At 35.7% G+C, this 20,936-nt stretch carries 17 protein-coding genes; 8 read left to right on the forward strand and 9 right to left on the reverse strand.

Annotated elements, in window-relative coordinates:
* Positions 1–474 precede the first annotated feature (474 nt).
* From secA to BC952_RS10520, 5 genes are all read right to left on the reverse strand, one after another.
* Entirely contained in the window at positions 475–3,816 is a 3,342-nt protein-coding gene (gene secA / locus BC952_RS10500) for a preprotein translocase subunit SecA (RefSeq protein ID WP_121365627.1), read from the reverse strand.
* A gap of 85 nt (positions 3,817–3,901) precedes the next feature.
* On the reverse strand, positions 3,902–4,123 hold the full coding sequence (locus BC952_RS10505; protein ID WP_007138072.1) for a DUF2795 domain-containing protein: 222 nt from the start codon (positions 4,121–4,123) through the stop codon (positions 3,902–3,904).
* A gap of 162 nt (positions 4,124–4,285) precedes the next feature.
* The gene (locus BC952_RS10510) at positions 4,286–4,855 is read right to left on the reverse strand and encodes a cob(I)yrinic acid a,c-diamide adenosyltransferase (RefSeq protein WP_121365628.1); all 570 of its coding nucleotides are present in this window, start codon (positions 4,853–4,855) and stop codon (positions 4,286–4,288) included.
* 30 nt (positions 4,856–4,885) lie between these two features.
* Positions 4,886–5,782, reverse strand: a complete 897-nt coding sequence (locus tag BC952_RS10515) for an ATP-grasp domain-containing protein (RefSeq protein ID WP_244200135.1) — start codon at positions 5,780–5,782, stop codon at positions 4,886–4,888.
* 116 nt (positions 5,783–5,898) lie between these two features.
* The gene (locus tag BC952_RS10520; protein ID WP_091166715.1) at positions 5,899–6,585 is read right to left on the reverse strand and encodes an ABC transporter ATP-binding protein; all 687 of its coding nucleotides are present in this window, start codon (positions 6,583–6,585) and stop codon (positions 5,899–5,901) included.
* Positions 6,586–6,953: 368 nt separating this feature from the next.
* On the opposite strand from BC952_RS10520, the gene BC952_RS10525 reads away from it, so the two are divergent.
* On the forward strand, positions 6,954–7,628 hold the full coding sequence (locus BC952_RS10525) for a hypothetical protein (RefSeq protein WP_121365629.1): 675 nt from the start codon (positions 6,954–6,956) through the stop codon (positions 7,626–7,628).
* A gap of 62 nt (positions 7,629–7,690) precedes the next feature.
* Here BC952_RS10525 and BC952_RS10530 read toward each other — a convergent pair whose 3' ends face one another.
* Entirely contained in the window at positions 7,691–8,482 is a 792-nt protein-coding gene (locus BC952_RS10530) for an O-methyltransferase (RefSeq protein WP_121365630.1), read from the reverse strand.
* A gap of 170 nt (positions 8,483–8,652) precedes the next feature.
* Here BC952_RS10530 and BC952_RS10535 point away from each other — a divergent pair, with 170 nt between their 5' ends.
* Complete coding sequence (locus BC952_RS10535) at positions 8,653–10,200, forward strand: SDR family NAD(P)-dependent oxidoreductase (RefSeq protein ID WP_208639985.1); 1,548 nt, start codon at positions 8,653–8,655, stop codon at positions 10,198–10,200.
* A 733-nt stretch (positions 10,201–10,933) separates the two neighbouring features.
* Here the strand turns inward: BC952_RS10535 and BC952_RS15050 are convergent.
* From BC952_RS15050 to BC952_RS10545, 3 genes are all read right to left on the reverse strand, one after another.
* Complete coding sequence (locus BC952_RS15050) at positions 10,934–11,695, reverse strand: hypothetical protein (protein WP_244200136.1); 762 nt, start codon at positions 11,693–11,695, stop codon at positions 10,934–10,936.
* Positions 11,643–12,506 carry a carboxypeptidase-like regulatory domain-containing protein gene (locus BC952_RS15055; protein ID WP_244200137.1) on the reverse strand — a complete coding sequence of 288 codons (864 nt, stop codon included), beginning with the start codon at positions 12,504–12,506 and terminating at the stop codon, positions 11,643–11,645. The genes BC952_RS15050 and BC952_RS15055 overlap by 53 nt, the downstream gene beginning before the upstream one ends.
* A 185-nt stretch (positions 12,507–12,691) precedes the next feature.
* A complete protein-coding gene (locus BC952_RS10545; protein ID WP_121365632.1) occupies positions 12,692–14,554 on the reverse strand; it encodes an ABC-F family ATP-binding cassette domain-containing protein in 1,863 nt (620 codons plus the stop codon).
* A gap of 359 nt (positions 14,555–14,913) precedes the next feature.
* On the opposite strand from BC952_RS10545, the gene BC952_RS10550 reads away from it, so the two are divergent.
* From BC952_RS10550 to BC952_RS10575, 6 genes are all read left to right on the forward strand, one after another.
* Complete coding sequence (locus BC952_RS10550; RefSeq protein ID WP_121365633.1) at positions 14,914–16,095, forward strand: glycosyltransferase family 2 protein; 1,182 nt, start codon at positions 14,914–14,916, stop codon at positions 16,093–16,095.
* 84 nt (positions 16,096–16,179) lie between these two features.
* Positions 16,180–17,481 carry a dihydrolipoamide acetyltransferase family protein gene (locus tag BC952_RS10555; RefSeq protein WP_121365634.1) on the forward strand — a complete coding sequence of 434 codons (1,302 nt, stop codon included), beginning with the start codon at positions 16,180–16,182 and terminating at the stop codon, positions 17,479–17,481.
* Between the two features lie 145 nt (positions 17,482–17,626).
* Positions 17,627–18,397, forward strand: coding sequence for a 3'-5' exonuclease (locus BC952_RS10560; RefSeq protein ID WP_091166741.1), 771 nt, complete (start codon positions 17,627–17,629; stop codon positions 18,395–18,397).
* A 91-nt stretch (positions 18,398–18,488) separates the two neighbouring features.
* A complete protein-coding gene (locus BC952_RS10565) occupies positions 18,489–19,100 on the forward strand; it encodes a fumarylacetoacetate hydrolase family protein (RefSeq protein ID WP_121365635.1) in 612 nt (203 codons plus the stop codon).
* Positions 19,100–19,444, forward strand: a complete 345-nt coding sequence (locus BC952_RS10570; RefSeq protein ID WP_121365636.1) for an Hpt domain-containing protein — start codon at positions 19,100–19,102, stop codon at positions 19,442–19,444. Before BC952_RS10565 ends, BC952_RS10570 begins: the two co-directional genes overlap by 1 nt.
* Before the next feature lie 169 nt (positions 19,445–19,613).
* Positions 19,614–20,867, forward strand: coding sequence for a CinA family nicotinamide mononucleotide deamidase-related protein (locus BC952_RS10575; RefSeq protein ID WP_121365637.1), 1,254 nt, complete (start codon positions 19,614–19,616; stop codon positions 20,865–20,867).
* Positions 20,868–20,936 lie beyond the last annotated feature (69 nt).

The raw sequence follows: 20,936 nt of genomic DNA on the forward strand, positions 1-20,936 counted from the left end.
TGCGTTAGATTCTTGATTCTGCGGTAGGCTTGCCTATGACTAGTAAATAGGTCTGACACTATAAGACTTATCACCCCATAATTGGGTAGATTGGTCTGATAAACGTCAGATTTTATTTATTTTCAAATATATAAATAAATCGCTGAAAATACTTATAAAAATAAAATAGCTATTCATTTATTTTCAAATATATATTCTTGGCGTACAGGATTATTACGGTAAACCGTAAACAGAGTTATTTACCACAAAATTCCTAGCCCCGACTGCAGTGAAAAGCCTATGCCGGTTGAAAACCACTTTTTTCTGGTGGTGGCAGAGCGACTAAAAGAAGCTCCTGCCAGCGGCTAGAAAAAGGGTTTAAAACCCAATAGCTTGCAGCGTAGGGCGGGTATGGCTCTTGAAAATGAGGTGCAAAAAAATTCCCCAACTACTTTCGTAATTGGGGAATGTAATAGTAAGGAATTGAAACGGTTATTAGTTCACGATAACCCATTGTCCTGAAGCGATTAGGCTTTCGGCTTTTTTGTATTTCATTTCTTGAATTTGTCCGTTGGCCACGTTTTGAATCGTCACAGTATCGTTACGATTAATTTTTGGCATATCTCTCACGATAGTTTCGGTTACTTGGCGTTGTTGCGTTTGGCCAGCTTCACGATTTGCAGCTTCGCTACTTACGATTTCATCTTTTGAAGTCGTGTAATCTTCTACCGGAGCAACTTCTTTCGCTTCTTGAATTTGTTGGTTTTCCTGAGCCGGTAAATCACCTTTGAACAAGAATGAAATCACTTCTTTATTTACATTGTCAATCATTGCTCTAAACAAATTGAACGCTTCCAGTTTGTAAATAAGTAATGGATCTTTTTGTTCGTGAACCGCAAGTTGAACCGATTGTTTCAACTCATCCATTTTGCGTAAGTGTTTCTTCCAAGCTTCATCTACAATAGACAAAGTGATATTTTTTTCGAAATCGGCCACCAGTTGAGCTCCCTCAGTTTCGTAGGCTTTTTTCAAATCAGTAACCACATTCAACGATTTGATTCCGTCTGTAAAAGGAACTACAATGCGTTCAAATTGGTTGTTTTTATCTTCGTAAACACTTTTTATAATTGGGAATGCTTCTCTGGCACTTCTCTCGGTTTTCTCGGTATAATATTCCAGCGTAGCTTTGTATATTTTACCGGTTAATTCCATTTCACTCAATTTACTGAATTCACTTTCAGTAACTGGCGATGTGATTGAGAAATAACGAATCAATTCGAATTCAAAGTTTTTGAAATTATTTGATGCTTTGTTTTGGTCAACGATCAATTCACAAGTATCGTAAAGCATGTTAGCAATGTCTAATTTCAATCGCTCTCCAAACAATGCATGACGACGACGTTTGTAAACCACTTCACGTTGTGCATTCATAACGTCATCATATTCCAATAAACGTTTACGAACACCAAAGTTGTTTTCTTCTACTTTTTTCTGAGCACGTTCGATCGATTTTGTCATCATAGAATGCTGAATCACTTCACCTTCCTGCAATCCCATTCTGTCCATCACTTTAGCCACTCTTTCAGAACCAAATAAACGCATTAGGTTGTCTTCAAGAGAAACATAAAACTGAGAACTTCCAGGATCACCTTGACGTCCTGCACGACCACGTAACTGACGGTCTACACGACGCGAATCATGACGTTCCGTACCTACAATTGCTAATCCACCAGCGGCTTTTACTTCGGCAGATAATTTAATATCGGTACCACGACCAGCCATATTTGTTGCAATAGTTACCACACCAGGTTTTCCGGCTTCTTCAACAATTTGTGCTTCTTGTTTGTGCATTTTTGCATTCAAGACATTGTGTGCAATGCCTCTCATTTTCAACATTCGGCTTAACAATTCTGAAATCTCTACAGAAGTGGTACCAATAAGAACCGGTCTTCCTGCTTTAGATAATTCAGTTACGTCTTCGATAACGGCATTGAATTTTTCACGAGTCGTTTTATAAATAAAATCCTCTTTGTCTTTTCTGGCCATTCCTCTGTTCGTAGGAATTTCTACAACGTCCAATTTATATATTTGCCATAGCTCACCTGCTTCAGTAGAAGCTGTTCCAGTCATTCCTCCCAGTTTGTTGTACATTCTGAAGTAATTCTGTAACGTCACGGTTGCAAATGTTTGAGTTGCAGCTTCGATTTTTACATTTTCTTTGGCTTCAATCGCTTGGTGCAATCCGTCAGAATAACGACGACCGTCCATGATACGACCCGTTTGCTCATCTACAATCATGATTTTATTGTCCATGATTACATATTCTACATCTTTTTCGAATAAAGTGTAGGCTTTCAAAAGTTGTGTCAAGGTATGAATACGCTCACTTTTTATACCAAAATCTTGAAACAATTGTTCTTTTTCTTCTGCTTCAGCGTCTTTGTCTAATTTTTTCTTTTCGATAGCGGCAATTTCAGTTCCAATGTCCGGAAGTACAAAAAAGTCAGAGTCCGTATCTCCAGAAAGGTATTTAATTCCGTTGTCAGACAATTCTACCTGATTATTTTTTTCTTCAATAACAAAATACAATGCCTCATCAATCTTGTGCATTTCTCTTTTGTTATCCTGCATGTATTGATTTTCTGTTTTCTGAAGCAATTGTTTAATTCCTTCTTCACTCAAAAATTTAATTAATGCTTTGTTTTTTGGTAATGCTCTGTAAGCTCTTAATAATTGGAATCCACCTTCTTTGGTATTTCCTTCTTTTATTAATTTTTTTGCTTCAGATAAGAAACCGTTCGCCAATTGTCTTTGTAAACTAACTAAGTTTTCAATTTTTGGTTTCATTTCCATGAATTCATGACGATCTCCTTGCGGAACCGGACCTGAAATAATTAATGGTGTTCTAGCATCATCAATCAAAACAGAATCGACCTCATCGACAATGGCGTAATTGTGTTTTCTTTGCACTAAATCTTCTGGCGAATGAGCCATGTTATCTCTTAAGTAGTCAAAACCAAATTCATTATTGGTTCCGTAAGTGATATCAGCGTCGTATGCTTTTTTTCTTCCTTCTGAACTTGGTTGGTAATTGTCAATACATTCAACAGTCATACCATGAAATTCGAATAATGGCGCTTTCCAAGTACTATCTCTTTTTGCCAAATAATCATTCACAGTTACTAAATGTACCCCTTTTCCGGTCAACGCATTTAAGTAAAGTGGTAATGTAGCCACTAATGTTTTTCCTTCACCGGTTTGCATTTCAGCTACTTTTCCTTCATGCAAAACCATTCCGCCAATTAATTGTACGTCATAGTGAATCATGTCCCAAGTAATTTCTTTCCCTGCAGCACTCCATGAATTTGCCCAAATCGCAGTATCACCATCCAAAGTGATATAACTTTTAGTTGCGGATAGTTCACGGTCTTTTGCCGTAGCTGTTACCACTATTTGAGAGTTGTCTTTGAAACGTCTTGCTGTTTCTTTTACCACTGCAAAAGCTTCCGGAAGAATTTCCATCAATGTTTTTTCCGAAATATCGTAAGCTTCTTTTTCAAGGGCGTCAATGGCTACGTAAATATCTTCTCTTTTGTCAATATCTACAATGCTTTCCACCTCTTGTTTCAGAGCTGCGATTTTCGTGTCTTTTTCTGAACGAGCTTGTTTTATTTTGTCTTTAAAAAAGATCGTTCGACCTCTAAGTTCATCATGGGATAATGCCTTTAGTGGTTCCTCAAAAGTTTTTATTTTGTTGAGATAAGGTTGTAAAGCTTTGACATCTTTTTGTGACTTATCGCCAACAAAGACTTTAATAATACTGTTTATGAAACTCATGATATGTTTTTATTTCTAATTGTGTACTTCTGTAAATTTAAACCAAAAAAAAGCCTCTTTTGAGACTTTTTTATTGGTTTACCTTTTAATATTCATCCTCATTCCAAAGATAATCTTCGTCAGTAGGATAATCTGGCCAAATTTCTTCCATTGATTCATATATCTCGCCTTCGTCCTCTATAGATTGAAGGTTTTCTACTACTTCTAATGGAGCTCCTGCTCTAATAGCGTAGTCAATAAGTTCGTCTTTGTTAGCAGGCCACGGTGCATCGCTTAAATAAGATGCTAATTCTAATGTCCAATACATTTGTTGTCGATTTAGTTTTGTGCAAAAATAAATTTTTTACTGAAAAATACAAGTAAAAAATCATTTATTTTTAGTTAAAGTTAAGAACGTTTTATTTAGTGCTCAGTGTTCGGTATTTAGTGTTCAGCTTTTAACTGTAAACTTACAACTGCAAACTACCAACTACTTCCTCGGAATCCATTGAACTTCGGCAGCGTTCAAGTCATGAGACAACTTTCGTGCCAACACAAAAAGGTAGTCAGAAAGTCGGTTTAAGTACTTGATTGCGATTTCAGCAACGGGTTCATTGTGGCTTAAATGGACCGCTAAACGCTCTGCTCTGCGACAAACACAACGTGCAATATGACAATATGACACAGTTGTATGTCCGCCAGGAAGTACAAAATGAGTCATTGGCGGCAATGCTTCTTCCATAGCGTCAATTTCATTTTCCAATAATTCAATATCCGATTCGATAATTCCCAGTTTTTTCAAACGAAGTTCTCCGTTTTTCATCACTTCTTTCTCAGGTGGGGTTGCTAAGATAGCACCAACAGTAAATAAACGATCCTGAATTTCGATAAGAATTTCTTTGTAATGATTGTTCATTTCCTGATCGCGAATCAGACCAATATGAGAATTTAATTCGTCAACAGTTCCGTAACTTTCAATTCGGGCATGGTCTTTTGGGACTCTGGTTCCGCCAAAAAGTGCCGTTGTTCCTTTGTCTCCAGTCTTTGTATATACTTTCATCTACCGTTTATTTTATTTAAAAAAACAAATTTAGCGTATTAATTCCACTATTTCCGCAACAAATCGTTCCATTGCGTTTTCACTCAAATTGAAATATAAATCGGGTTCAATGCATTCAATTTCCATTAAATAAAGTTCGTCGTCAATAAGAATTCCATCTACACGGCCATATAATAGGTTTTCCTTAAAGGTGTCAACTACTTTTTGGGCTTTTTCAATCATTTCAGGATGGGGTTGAACCAAAGTATATTTTCCTCCAAAAAGTGATTGTACTCTGAAATCACCATCAACGGGTTTTTTATTCACCGCGTGCGAGAATTTTTTATTAAAAAAGATAAAAGAGGTTTCTCCTAATGTTTGAATCTCGGGCATGAATTCCTGCAAAAGCAGCTCTTTCTCAGCTGCAATACTTTTATATCTCTCGCTTATTGCTAGAATTTCGGATTTTTCAAAAACTTCGGTAAGATAGGAACCTGCCGAAAATGCTGGTTTTATAACCGCTTTTTTCCAATGAGAAGGAATCAATTCAGCAAGATTAAGATGGTCAGTTTTGTCAATAAAAACGGTTGGCAAAATCGTAATTCCTTGCTGTTCCATGTCACGCAAGTAAAATTTATGGATGTTTTGCTTGATGATTTCAATAGGATTGAGGGTTTTTATACCTAATTTTTCTATTTGGTTGAGCCAAATTTTAAACTCGGTTTCTTTTTCAAAATAATCCCAAGTATTGCGAAAAATCAAGTAATCAAAATCAGACCAATTGATGGTTTTGTCATTCCAGATAGCGGCGCTAGCTTCTATATTATGTTTGGCTAATTCCGGAATTATTTTTTGATCTTCGGGATTTAAATTGGGAAGTTTTTCGCAGGTTAGGATGGCGATTTTCATTTTTTGGTAGGTGTTATTTGGAATTCTGAATGCAATCATGATTGGAATTTTCTAGCCCGGATACAAGCGGTATCCTCTTTCTTGTTATTCAGACGAAGGAAGAATAACAAGAAAGAGATACAAGCGGATAGTCGGAATAAGCTCCTAAAAAAAAATTATTTTGTAGTGTCGCTTTCGATAAGTCCGTCACGCAAGCGGATGATTCTGTGTGCATAAGCAGCGATTTCCTCCTCGTGTGTTACCAAAATAACGGTGTTTCCATTAGCGTGGATGTCTCCAAAAAGTTTCATGATTTCAAGCGATGTTTTGCTGTCCAGATTTCCGGTAGGCTCATCGGCAAGAATGATGGACGGTTTGTTGACTAAAGCGCGGGCAATGGCCACACGCTGGCGTTGTCCTCCGGAAAGTTGGTTGGGCTGGTGATCCATTCTGTCGGCAAGATTTACTTGTTCCAGTACTTCGGTGGCGCGTTTGTTTCTGTCGGATTTAGAGAAACCGGCATAAATCATGGGTAAAGCCACATTATCTAGCGCAGTTGTTCGGGGTAAAAGGTTAAAAGTCTGGAAAACGAATCCGATTTCTTTATTTCGAATTTCGGCTAATTCATCATCTTTCATCTGGCTGACGTCTTTTCCGTTCAGAATATAACTCCCGGAAGTTGGCGTGTCTAAGCAGCCTAGTAAATTCATTAAAGTTGATTTTCCAGATCCTGAAGGTCCCATTAATGCTACATATTCGCCTTTATTTATTTCTAAATCAATGCCTTTGAGAACATAAACGATTTCATTTCCAAGTACGAAATCTCGTTTGATATTGGTTATTTTGATTAGCGGGTTTGCCATTAGAATATATTATTTTTGACCTTCGACTGTTCGTAGGGTCCTATTAAATTAGATTTTAAAAGTACAAAAGACTTTTGAATTATTAATAAGTAGTTATTTTTTAAATTTGTTACAATTTAAAGGGCTTCAAATTTTAAACGCTAGATTTTAATTTTTGTGTTGTTTTTACAAAACAGTCGTTTTAAGGTTTTTTTATACACTAAATCCAAGTTTTAATTTTTACATAATTTCAATATCAATTTATATAATTCACACTTTTATATTTTTTATTTCACAATTATTTAAATTAGTTATATAATTTTTGGTTGTTTATTGATTATAGTGTAATTCTATTTACATTTGTTTAGATAATTAACAAAATCAAAATTATGAAAAATACAAAACTAGCATTAGGAATAGCAGTAATCGCTATTGGATTTACATCTTGTAAGGATGAAAAAGCTGAACAAGCAGAAAAAACGGTAGATACATATGTAACGTATGTTGATTCATTAGGAAATGTTGCATCAGAGGATGCTAAAGCAAACTGGCAAGGAATTGAAGCTACGTATCAATTAAGAAGCGGAGATGCTCAAGCAGCTTTAGCTAATATGAAAGACAACGCAGAAGCGCAAGAACGCCTAGATGCTGCAACTGCTAAATATGAGGCTTTGAAAGCTAAATATGAAGCTGAAATGCAAGAGAATGCTAAAGCTGCTGTAGCTGCAAATCCAAAACAACAACTTAGAAATGCTTTGTTTGGTGAAGGAAAAATAGGGGATGATATGAGTTTTACTTGGGTAAACAAAGACAATATCCTTGGAGTGTATCAACAATTTGTTAATACTGTTGAAACAAATAAAGATGCTTATTCACGTGAAGATTGGGATGAGGTTAAGTTGATGTATGAAGCACTTGACAGCAGAAAAAATACTGTTGAAAAAGAAGGTCTTTCAGGTGAGGACAACAGAAAAATTGCTAGTTTGAAATTGAAATTTGCACCGATGTACACATTGAACAGAATGGGAGCAAAATCAGGAGAAATGAAGAGAGCTAAAGAATAAGGAATAATTAATTCAATGTTAGAAATGACAGTCAGCAATGGCTGTCATTTTTTTTTTTTGCGTTAAATTCGAATCACAAAATGCTCTTTAGGTTGTTCTCTTCTAAAAAACACCAATCCCCATTGAAACGTATCAATAGTTACCGTCACTTTGGGATGTTTCTTTATAATTTTCCACACTTCCTCCATTTCTGATGACCAATGAATGTCATCGAATATCCAAACCGTTTCGTTCGTAATTGTAGGAAGTAATAATTCGAAATAGTCTAAAGTCGCTTTCTTGGAGTGATTGCCGTCGAAGTAAATGAGTTTAAAGTCTAAAGTCGAAAGTCGAAGGTCATCTAAATAACTATTGAATTCTGATACGATTGGATTTACATTATCAAAATGGAATACTTGAAATTGACTTTTTGCAAGTGCCATTGTATTAGGACAACCTTCTAAAGTGATTATTTTTGCTTTTCTTCCAACGCTTTTGGACCCTACAGAAAGTGCAGCAGTTGCTAATCCTAATGAAGTTCCAATTTCTAAAATACTGTCGGGCTGAAAATAATGAGTGATTCTGAATAATAATTCGGCTCGTTTTGGAGAAATTCCCGCCGTTTTTGCAATCTTGGCAATAATTCTGGTATTCGATTTGAAAATTTTCGAACCTACACCAAAATCAGTGACTTCAATCGTATTGATGTTTGCTAAAAGCGAATTTCGGTACTTTTTTAAAGCAGCATATTCCGGTTTTGATTTTTTATCATAAAAGCATTTGGTCAGCAAACTAAACACAAACGGAGAATGTACAGCATGCTCATTTTTAGAGTGCCAAAGGAATTGTAAATACGATTTTATTTGGAATAACATAAAGATAGTTGCAAAGTAGGCGCGAAGATACAAAAAAGTCATAAGGAGTGAGAAGTGAATAGTGAGAAGTCTAGTGCCTGAATAATTCCTATTCACCACTCATTATTCACTTTAAAGCCTATCTTTGCGCCCTTGGAATTTGCACAAGAATAATATCCATTTTTACGATAATGACTGAACAAATAGAACATAAAATTGCCATAAGCCCGGAAGAAATTGACCGATGCATCGCTATTTTGGCACAACTAAATACCGATACCGACCAAATTTTTGATATCCCTAAAGAACAAAGAACGGCTTTAATCAAAGCGGCAGGAAAGTTTTCCAGACCCGATCGTGACGAACTTTCCCGCAGAAAGAAAGACGGAAAAGTTGCGGCTAAACGCAAAATGGAAAAACGTGACCGAACTGCCCGAAAGGAAACTGGGATTCGTCACGCACGTGAAGCGAGTGTTTTTATGGCGCCCAAATTATTGGCTTCGCATGATCTCGCCCATAAAGAGCAATTAGAACTAGAAACTCCACGAAACTGTTATGTGTGTAAAACAGAGTTTACTAAAATGCACCATTTTTATGATACCATGTGTACGGATTGTGGAGATTTTAATTATGCCAAACGTTTTCAAACGGCAGATGTAAAGGGACAAGTAGCAGTTATTACAGGTTCTCGCTTAAAAATTGGCTATCACATTACGTTGATGTTGTTGCGTGGTGGAGCAACCGTTATTGCTACGACTCGTTTCCCGGTGGATTCCGCTTTGCGTTTTTCTCAGGAAGACGATTTCATGGATTGGGGACATCGTTTGAAAATTCACGGATTGGATTTGCGACACATTCCGAGTGTGGAGATTTTCTGCAATTTCATAGAGCAAAAATACGAGCGTTTGGATATTCTGATTAATAACGCGGCGCAAACCGTGAGACGTCCCGCGGGATTTTATACGCATTTAATGGAAAACGAAGAGCGTTCCATCGCTTTTTTGCCGCAACAAGTGCAAGAGTTATTACTGGATCATACCAATTGTCTGGATGAATTAAAAGTATTGACAGCAGGTGCTTCCTCTAATCAGAATATGCCAGTGACTTGGCATGGACCAGAACCCGGAATTGGGTTGCGGGCTTCCGCCAAATTATCGCAGATTCCGTATTCGTTTGATAATGCATTGGTGGCAAACGAAGTTTTCCCTGAAGGAGAACTCGATGCCGATTTGCAGCAAGTAGATTTGAGAAAAACAAATAGCTGGCGCTTGCGATTGGGACAAATAGAAACCACGGAGATGATTGAAGTGCAGTTGGTAAATTCCGTAGCGCCTTTTGTGTTATGCAACCGCCTTTCCGAAGTGATGAAGAAAGAGAACACCGGAAAAAAGCACATCATCAATGTTTCGGCAATGGAAGGGAAGTTTCACCGCTTTTTCAAAGAAGACCGTCATCCGCATACCAATATGGCAAAAGCTGCCTTGAATATGCTGACGCACACTTCTTCTGGAACCTTGGCAAAAGATGGCATTTTTATGAATGCGGTTGATACCGGTTGGGTAACCGACGAAGATCCGGCAGAATTAGCTAAAAGAAAACAGGAAGAAGAAGATTTTCAGCCGCCATTAGATATTGTGGATGGTGCGGCACGAGTGATGGATCCGTTGTTTGACGGTATCAATACAGGAAAACACTGGTGCGGGAAGTTTTTGAAAGATTACAATCCGATTCCTTGGTAAAAATTCCCTAACCGGCGAAGGAGGAATTAAAATGATCAGAAACAAAAAAACCACAACAGAATTAGATTCTGCTGTGGTTTTTTTGAGAACTTAACTATGCAAGCATTAAAAACTGCCTATCTAGTTTTATTTAAAGATGTAGCATGACGTTTGTCATAATTTGCGCAATCTTTTCCTAAATAAAATATACCAAAAACTATAAAGGCTACAAGTATCAATAGAGGCATTATTTTAAAAGGTTTTCTTGATGATGAATCAAAAGGATGGTGATATTTTTTCATTTCTATTTTTTTCTTATTTGTTAGCTAATGTATAAAAACCTTCTTAAAAATTATGATTATAAATAAAACTTTCGAAAATTTCCATAAACACTAAAAGTGTTAGACTTGTGGTAATTCTGTAATATCGTTGTTTTTAGCTCATTGTTATGGTCGAAAAGTTAAAGACATTTGCGCAGCATAATCAAGAACTATTGTAAGCTTCGAAGAGCGGGTGCTCATTATTGTTGGCACAGAATGCAATTCTGCCTATCCGTATATGAGATAATTTTTATATATCCGCAACATCTGGTATATATTTTAGTAAAATAATCAGCGCTACTTCATCCTATGAAGTTGTAAAAATAATTGTTAAGTGATTTAAGTTAGTTAGTAGAATGGCTGGGTTTGTACAAAGCCATTTTGTTTTGAAATTACGTCTTGTAACGAAAGTTTAATTGTGAGTCATGAGTAAATTATTCTTTAACTTTAAAACGCTTTAATTCTGCTAGAGGCTCAATGGAATGGTATCCTTTCCAGATTTTAGGATCATATGATTTTAGGGATACAAGCTTGAATTCATTTTCTACAACTTTAGTAATATCAGTATCAGTTACAAGGGAATGTGATAGATTTAAAAATTCAGTTTTAGTGATTGAGTTTCCTTCAAATTTTAAGTCAAGGGATAAAATATCTTTATCTTCTTTTGTTATTTCAATAAATTTCAAAGGTCGGTTTACATAAAAATAATTGCCATTTTCTTCAGAGGCATAATGCAAGTAGTAATTCTTGTTTTCAGATTTTTTGCGAAACATTAAAATTCCTTTTTTATTATTTTGTGCTACTTTAATGCCTAAAAGCCATTTTAAATTAACATTGTTAAGTTTTTCTCCCTCATCAAGTTGGTATTCGGCTCTAAGAACGGCATAGTCAGACTCATTAATGTAGAGTTTACCTGTAAATTTTGCACTGCCTTTTTTTGGTGAAAATGAAAGTACAAATGCATAATCGTTATCCTCAGTAAAAGTAGTTCCTTCAAACTTGTAACGGTACAGTTCGGGATTATTTATAAAATCATGCTCAGAAGATTTACCTAAATTATTGTTCTGGATGAATTGTGTTAAATTGAATTTTGTGGATGTAAGCAGCGTACTTTGATCTGTTTTTTTATTTTTTGCTTTCTTTTTATTGAAATCTTTTCTTAAAGAAATGGTATCTCGAGAACCTAATGAGTCCACTTTTAATGCGGTAATACTTTGTAGAATCTAAGTGTTTTAGCATTGTTTTTATACCTATTTCTTTCAACTCATCAGACGAGGTTGTACTGCCTTCATTTTTAAGTACTGTTGCTTTTACCACATTTAATTTGTGATTTTCAAAAGTTTTGTTGTCTTTCTTAATAGTATTGGTATACAAATTACAAAGCATATCTGTATATTCTCTTGGAGGTGAAGAAAGTAATTTATTGGTAAAAGATTGAATATCACTGTTTACTTTTTTGAGTGCTTGTTTTGTAAATCCTGTTGACTGATTTATATCAATTTCTATTTCATTTGGATATGTGGCAGATGATTTTCTTACGAATAACATGTCTTTACTAGGGTTTTCATTATTGGTATAATTCGAAGCAAGGTTGGCTTTTACGGTAGCCATAATTATATAAGGATTGTGTTTTTCACGACTTACGTTTACGTCATTCAATTCAAAAATGGTAGGAGTAAGAGCAACAATATAGTCTAGTTTTGATAATTGACTCACTTTAACTTCAAGATTTTGGTAGCCCAAGTACGTAATAGTTAGTGTATTTTCTTCTTGAATTGCAACCTCAGATAGGTTAAAAAAACCTTCTGCATTTGAAATCAAATGTTCTTTTTTATCAATATTGATTGTGGCATAGGGTATGGGTTCTTTAGTAGTAGTATCAATTATTTTTACTGAAATATTTTGTGACCAAGAATATTGAAAAAACAAAATACTACTAAAAAGGATTAGGTATTCTATACCTTTAAAATTATTTCTGATTGGTGTATTTGTAGTTTTTACTTTCATTTGGGTTGATTTTCCTGTTTAATGATTAAAAATTTATAATCAAATGTATAAGTTATTTCAATACTCAATGATTGTAATTGTGCTAATTTTCTGTTAATGTATCAATGCAAAAAAACCACCAAAAGTTACTATTATGTAATTAAGGTGGTTTTTTTGCAATAAATAAATCTCTAATATAAGATGTTTTATCCTTCTATTTTGGCACTAAGCTCAAACCATCTTTCCTCTTTCTCTTCAATTTTATTGATGATGTTTCTCAATTCATTCGCTTTCTTTTCAATGTCAGCTTCCCCAATTTTCCCGTCTGAGAATAATTGTTCGATAGCTACTTTCTGAATCTCTAAATCCTTGATTTCTTTCTCGGTTTTCTGAAATTCTTTTTGCTCGTTGAACGTCAGGTTTCCAGTTGGATTGTTTTGTTTCCAGTCTTTCTTTTCGGCTTTGTTTTCCTCTTTTTGAGCCACATCAGTACTGTCTTCGTAAGCTCTAAAATCAGAATAGTTTCCAGGGAAATCTTCGACCACACCATCACCTCTAAAAATGAACAAGTGATCCACAATTTTATCCATGAAATATCGGTCATGCGAAACTACTAAAAGACAACCCGGATAATCCAAAAGGAAGCTTTCTAAAACATTCAGCGTTACAATATCCAAATCATTCGTTGGCTCATCCAGAATCAAGAAGTTCGGATTCTGAATCAAAACAGTACACAAGTACAAACGTTTCAATTCTCCACCACTTAATCTGTCCACGAAATCATATTGTTTTTTAGCATCAAACAAGAAACGTTCTAACAATTGTGAAGCCGAAATCAATTTCCCTTTCATCAACGGAATAAATTCTCCGTATTCTTTAATCACATCAATCACACGCTGACCCGGTTTTGGGTTGATTCCGCTTTGTGTGTAGTAACCCACTTTTATTGTTTCGCCAATCACTACTTTTCCACCATCAAGAGGAATAGTTCCGGTCAATAAATTCAAAAAAGTAGATTTCCCGGTTCCGTTTTTCCCAATGATTCCAATACGTTCGCCACGTTGAAAATCAAAACTGAAATTATCCATGATGACGTGATCCTTGAATTTTTTGGAAATCTTGTGAAGCTCGATAATCTTGCTTCCCATGCGTTCCATGTTAATTTCAAGCTCTACTTTATTTTCACGACGGCGACTTTGTGCTTTTTCCTTAATTTCATAAAAATCATCCTGACGCGATTTCGACTTAGTCGTTCTCGCTTTGGGCTGACGGCGCATCCATTCCAATTCTTTCACAAAAAGATTCTGCGCTTTATCCACACTCGAATTCTCGGAGGCGATGCGTTCTTCTTTTTTCTCTAAATAATAGGAGTAATTTCCTTTGTATTGGTATAATTTTCCATTGTCTAATTCGATGATTTCATTACAAACGCGCTCCAAGAAGAAACGGTCGTGCGTCACCATGAATAACGTAATATTTTCTTTGGCAAAATAGCTTTCCAGCCATTCGATCATCTCTAAATCCAAGTGATTCGTAGGTTCATCCAGAATTAATAAATCAGGACGATTGATCAAAATGATAGCAAGTGATAATCTTTTTTTCTGTCCACCTGAAAGATTTTTTACTTTCAGTTTGAAATTTTCCAACTTTAGTTTGAACAAAATTTGCTTGTACTGTGTTTCAAAATCCCACGCATTGTGCTGATCCATTCCGTCAAAAGCTTTTTGGTAGGCTTCTTCATCTTCCGGATTTTCTAATGCTTTTTCATACGCTTCAATCACTTTCAAAGTCTCATTATCCGACGCGAAAATGCTTTCTTCAATCGTCAATTCTTCCTGCAAATTATTGTTTTGCGAAAGAAACGCCATTTTGATGCCTTTTCTCAATACAACTTGACCAGTATCGGATTCTTCAAGACCATTAATGATACTCATAATAGTCGTTTTTCCAGAACCGTTTTTGGCTATGAAGGCAATTTTTTGATCTTTATTAATTCCAAACGAGATGTCTTTAAACAACGTACGTTCACCAAAAGATTTCGAGATATTTTCTACAGAAAGGTAATTCACTTTGTAAGATATGAGTTATAAATTGAAAGCTATGCCTGCGTTGCGAAACATAACTTTTTTGCAAAAGTAATTCATTTACATGAAGTTTCAAGTTTTTGTGGTTTAAGTAATGTTAAAACTAAAAAAGGAAGCCTGTTTTTTAGGAGCGAAAAATTTAATTTATTTGTGGCTATCGTTCCCGCTTTACTCATTTTTTTATATTTTAAATTTGGTATTATTGAATAGGAATATTTCGCCTTTATCTTTGTTCGTTCCTCTCAAATGATATCGGCTCTATCGGGGCTAAGGAGAAACATGTTTTTTGATTTTTTAGACTTTGAACCTTTGTGTCTTTGCATCTTAAAATATATCTTTGAAAAATGCAACTATCCGTCATTATTCTCAATTACAACGTTCGGTATTTTCTGGAACAGTGTGTTTTAAGTGTTCAAAACGCATTAGAAACCATTGACGGCGAAATCATTGTAATTGATAATAATTCTCCCGATGACAGTTGCGCAATGATAAAAAAGCGTTTTCCAAACGTAAAACTCATTCAAAACAATGAAAATGTAGGTTTTCCAAAAGGCAACAACATTGGCGTAGCCCAAGCGCAAGGAGAATATATTTGCATTCTGAATCCAGATACGGTTGTCGCCGAAGATACGTTTGTGAAAATTTTGAATTTTGTCACTTCGAGCGCAATAGAGAAAAATAATCTAGGGATTTTAGGGTGCAAACTTGTCGATGGAACCGGGAATTTTCTGCCCGAAAGTAAACGAGGTGTTCCAACACCTTGGGTTGCTTTTACCAAAATTACGGGTTTATACAAATTATTTTCTGGAACATTCGGGAAGTATTACGCGCAACATTTAAACGAAAACCAAACTGGAAAAGTAGATATTCTCGTGGGTGCTTTTATGTTCCTGAAAAGGGATTTATATCTAGAAGTGGGCGGATTTGATGAAGATTGTTTCATGTATTCTGACGATATTGATTTGTCGTATCGGATTTTGCAAAAAGGAAAGTCGAATTATTATTTCCATGAAACGACTTTAATCCATTATAAAGGAGAAAGCACGATTAAGGACGAAACGTATATGAAGCGGTTTCAGGAAGCGATGAATTTCTTTTACAAAAAGCATTTTAATCCAGACGGTTCGGGATCTTTATTATTTTCGTTTTTTATGAAAATAGGAATTGTCTTTTTTTCTTTGGTAAAAATATTTCAAGGGAAATCAGGAATAAAAATCGCTCCAAAATCATATCTATTGTATTCGGATAACGAGAAATTAGCGGATAAACTCCGTTTAGTTTTGCAAAAAAAAGTCCTGTTTCACGATTTAAAAACAGAAAAAATGGTAATTTCGTATTCGCTAATAAGTGGAAGGGGAACTGAAATTATTCTGGATAATGAATTTATTTCTTTCAAAGAATGTATCGCAATTCTCGAATCTTCAAGGAATAAAGGGTTTACCTTTAAAATTATTCCTAAAACAGCTAATTTTTTAATAGGAAGTAATAATAGTAACGAGAGAGGTGAGATTATAGAAATAGAGTAAAAAATTACATTTAATGTAATTTATATTTGAAATATTTAGTAATTTCGCAAACTGAAAATCAATATCACCTTTTAGGTTAACAATATGGCAAGATTTGAATTAAAACTTCCTAAAATGGGAGAAAGCGTTGCAGAAGCAACCATTACAAACTGGTTAAAAGAAGTTGGAGACAGAATTGAAGCGGATGAAGCAGTTCTCGAAATTGCTACTGATAAAGTAGACAGTGAAGTGCCAAGCGAAGTTTCTGGAATTTTGGTCGAACAATTGTTTGGAAAAGATGATTTAGTTCAAGTGGGTCAAACTATCGCAATTATTGAAACCGAAGATGGAGAACAGGTGTCAATTGTAAAAGAAGCGGTTGCTCCTGAGGTTATTGCTGAAGTGACAAAAACAGTGGATGCTGCCAAAGAAAGTGTTGCGGCTCCGGTAGATTTCTCTGATTCTGAAAAATTCTTATCGCCTTTAGTTAAGAATATTGCTAAAGAAGAAGGAGTTTCTGTGGCTGAATTAGAAGCAATTTCAGGAACAGGAAAAGAAGGAAGAGTAACTAAAAATGATATTTTAGACTACGTAAAAAATAGAACAAGCCAACCTGTAGTTGCGGCTCCGGTTGCAGCAGTTCAAAAACCAGTTGCAGCTCCAGTGGCTCAAAAAGCATCTCCGGTATCAGTAAGTGGTGGTGATGAAATTATAGAAATGGACAGAATGCGCAAGTTAATTGCGGGTTACATGGTGGCTTCTGTACAAACTTCGGCTCACGTACAATCATTCATTGAAGTGGATGTGACGAATATTGTGAAATGGAGAGAGAAAAATAAAAATGCTTTCGAAAAGAGAGAAGGAGAGAAGTTGACGTATACGCCAATTTTTATGGAAGCAGTTGCGAAAGCGATAAAAGATTATCCGGGAATGAATATTTCTGTTGATGGCGATTATATCATCAAAAAGAAAAATATCAATCTTGGAATGGCGGCTTCGTTACCAAACGGAAACTTAATTGTTCCTGTTATTAAAAACGCGGATCAATTGAATTTAGTAGGAATGGCCAAAGCGGTAAACGATTTAGGAGGTCGCGCAAAAGCTGGAAAACTAAAACCGGACGACACACAAGGCGGAACTTATACGGTTACAAATGTGGGAACTTTTGGAAGTGTTTTTGGTACGCCAATATTGAATCAGCCGCAAGTGGGAATTTTAGCCCTTGGAGCAATCCGTAAAATGCCGGCTGTAATTGAAACTCCTGAAGGAGATTTTATCGGGATTCGCCAGAAAATGTTCTTATCGCACAGCTATGATCATAGAGTGGTAGATGGAGCTTTAGGAGGTAGTTTCGTAAAAAGAGTCGCTGAATACTTAGAAGCTTTTGATGTAAACAGAGATGTTTAAAAGTTAATAATTAGAATAAAAACCCGATTGATTTTTAAAAATCAATCGGGTTTTCTTTTTTTGAGGTTTTATGGAACTTTAAACCTAGAACTTTAAACGGAATTAAACCCAAATTTCTATATTTGTATCCACACAAAATTTAAAAATGGAACTCAAACTCAATAAACCAATTTGCTTTTTCGATCTTGAAACCACAGGAATTGATATCGGAAAAGATAGAATTGTAGAAATCTCAATATTCAAAGTTTTTCCAAACGGAAACAAAGAAAGCAAAACATGGTTGGTAAATCCAACGATTCCAATTCCGCCGCAAACAACGGCTGTTCATGGTATCACAGATGAAAAAGTAGCAAATGAACCTACTTTTAACGAACTGGCTGCACAAGTTTACAATATGATTAAAGACAGTGATTTGGCTGGATTTAATTCGGATCGTTTTGATATTCCGTTATTGGCAGAAGAAATGCTGCGTGCCGGAGTAGATTTTGACATGAAAGGCAGGGTTTCAGTAGATGTGCAGACCGTTTTTCATAAAATGGAAGAACGAACATTGGGTGCGGCACACAAATTTTATTGTGGAAAAACGCTTGAAAATGCGCATTCTGCAGAAGCAGATACTATGGCAACTTACGAAATTTTGAAAGCGCAACTGGACCGTTATCCGGAACTGGAAAACGACATGAAATTATTATCAGAGTTTACGACACGAAAGAAAATCGCTGATTTTGCCGGAATGATTGCTTTTGATAAAGACAATGAAGAAATTTTTACTTTTGGAAAACACAAAGGAGTAAAAGTGGATAAAATTCTGGAAACAGAACCCGGTTATTTCAGTTGGATTCAAAATGCTGATTTTCCGTTGTACACCAAAAAAGTTTTAACGGCAATAAAATTAAGAAAACTGAATACGAAATAGGTATTAAGGAATTGGGTAATTAGGTGTTGGAAGTAAAATTTTTTCAAACCAAAAACCAAAAGCCCAAGACCAAAAACCCAGAACCCAAGTTATGAAAATAATCTGCATCGGTAGAAATTACACCAATCACATTGAGGAATTACAAAACGAAAGACCCACGGAGCCAGTAGTTTTCATGAAGCCGGATTCGGCAGTTTTATTGAAACAACACCCATTTGTAATCCCGGAATTTTCGGAAGATGTGCATCATGAAATTGAAATTATTGTCAAGATAAGTAAAGTGGGGAAGTACATCGAGCCTAAGTTTGCGAATAAATATTATGACGAAATCAGTGTGGGGATCGATTTTACCGCTCGAGATTTACAAGATAAGTTAAAAGCAAAAGGGTTGCCTTGGGAAAAAGCAAAAGCATTTGACGGCTCGGCGGTTATAGGTGAATTTTTGCCGAAAAATCAATTTAGTTCATTAGAAAATATTACTTTTGAATTAACCAATAATAGTAAAACCGTGCAAATGAGTAATTCGGGTCTTATGTTGTGGAAAATTGATGAGCTGATTTCGTATGTTTCTCAGTTTTTTACGTTAAAAATTGGTGACATTATTTTTACGGGGACTCCAGAAGGAGTTGCGGCAGTAAAGCCAGATGATGTTTTAGAAGGTTTTTTAGAAGGACAACAACTATTTAGAATACAAGTAAAATAATGGCTATAAATTACAACCTTTCAAAAGTGTACGCGCTTTCAGATAACGATCCGGAATTTGTAAATGAAATTTTAACTTTGTTCGTTACTGAAGTTCCAGATGATTTATTGCAAATCAAAGAGGGAATAAAAAAGAAAGATCACAAACATGCTTATGCATACGCACATAAAATCAAGCCTACACTTGATTTGTTAGGACTTAATGTGGCTTTTGAAGAGATTCTTCAGGTAGAAGCGTGGACCAAAGCGGAAGGCAAGAAGAAAGACATCAAAGAAACTTTTAAGAGCGTAAAAAACCAAGTTAGCGACGCTATCAAGGAAATCAAAAAAGATTTCGATTTGTAATATCGTGGCGTGACCCGCTGAAAAAGCGGGTCGGGCTATCCGTTGCAATCTCTCTCGTTTTTTAACGAGAGAGGATTTTCACTACTATCCCTCACGCAAAAAAACTGAATGTGCTATTTTACACACTTCACTTTTAAAATTGCAATCCCATAAAAAATATCGCAAAAAAATGAAAGCAACCATAGTTACCATTGGTGACGAAATTTTAATAGGTCAAATTGTCGATACGAATTCTGGTTTTATTGCCAAATCATTAGATAAAATTGGTGTTGAAATCAACGAAATGATTTCGATAAGTGATGATAAAAAACACATTTTAGATACGTTTGCATCGCTTCAAAACAAAGTCGATTTGGTTATTATAACAGGTGGTTTAGGACCAACTAAAGATGATGTTACCAAGAAGACTTTCTGCGATTATTTTGAAGATGAGTTAGTGATTAATGAAGCAGTCGAAAAGCATGTAATTGAGCTTATAGAGCGCGTGATGAATAGAACGGCATCCCAGATTAATAAAGATCAGGCACTGGTTCCTTCAAAATGTACGGTGCTTCACAATCAGGTGGGTACTGCGCCAGGAATGTGGATGAAAAAAGAAGATACGGTTTTTATTTCGCTTCCAGGAGTTCCTTACGAAATGAAATATTTGGTAGAAAATGAAATCATTCCAAAAGTGGTTCGGGAATACAAACGCCCTTACATTATCCATAAAACAATTCTGACGTATGGACAGGGCGAAAGTCTTGTGGCGGAACGTATAGAAGACTGGGAAAACAACCTTCCTGAATTCATCAAATTGGCTTATTTACCAAGTCCTGGGAGAGTTCGTTTGCGGCTTTCAGCACGAGGAACTGATAAGGAAAAATTAGAAGCTGCCATTGATGAAAATGTTGCTTCTCTTGATGCGCTTATTCACGACATAATTGTTGGTTTTGAAGAAGACGAAACGATTGAAGTAGTAGTTGGAAAAATGCTTACAAAGCAAAATAAAACCATTTCGACTGCCGAGAGTTGTACTGGAGGTAAAATTGCCGCACTATTGGCATCGGTTCCGGGAGCGTCAAATTATTTTAAAGGCAGTGTGGTTTCGTATGCAACAGCTGTTAAAATTAATGTTTTAGGAGTGCCGAAAAGCCTTATAGACGAATATTCTGTGGTGAGTAGAGAGGTGGTTTCGGCAATGGCTTTGAGCGTTCAAAAGATGATGAAAACGGATTATGCAATTGCGACAACTGGAAATGCCGGGCCTACAAAAGGAGACTCAAAAGCGGAAATTGGGACTGTTTTTATCGCATTGGCTACGCCAAATGAAATAATTGTTGAAGAATTTAATTTTGGTCAACCCCGTGAAAAAGTGATAGATAGAGCGGTTATTAAAAGTTTAGAACTATTACAGAAAGAAATTTTAAAAAATGTACGATAATATTGTTGGTTAATAGGTTTATTTTTCTTTTCTTTGCACCCTGATTTTGAATAACGATAAAAGATAAGT

The sequence above is a fragment of the Flavobacterium limicola genome (assembly GCF_003634755.1).
GTDB classification, from domain to species: domain Bacteria; phylum Bacteroidota; class Bacteroidia; order Flavobacteriales; family Flavobacteriaceae; genus Flavobacterium; species Flavobacterium limicola.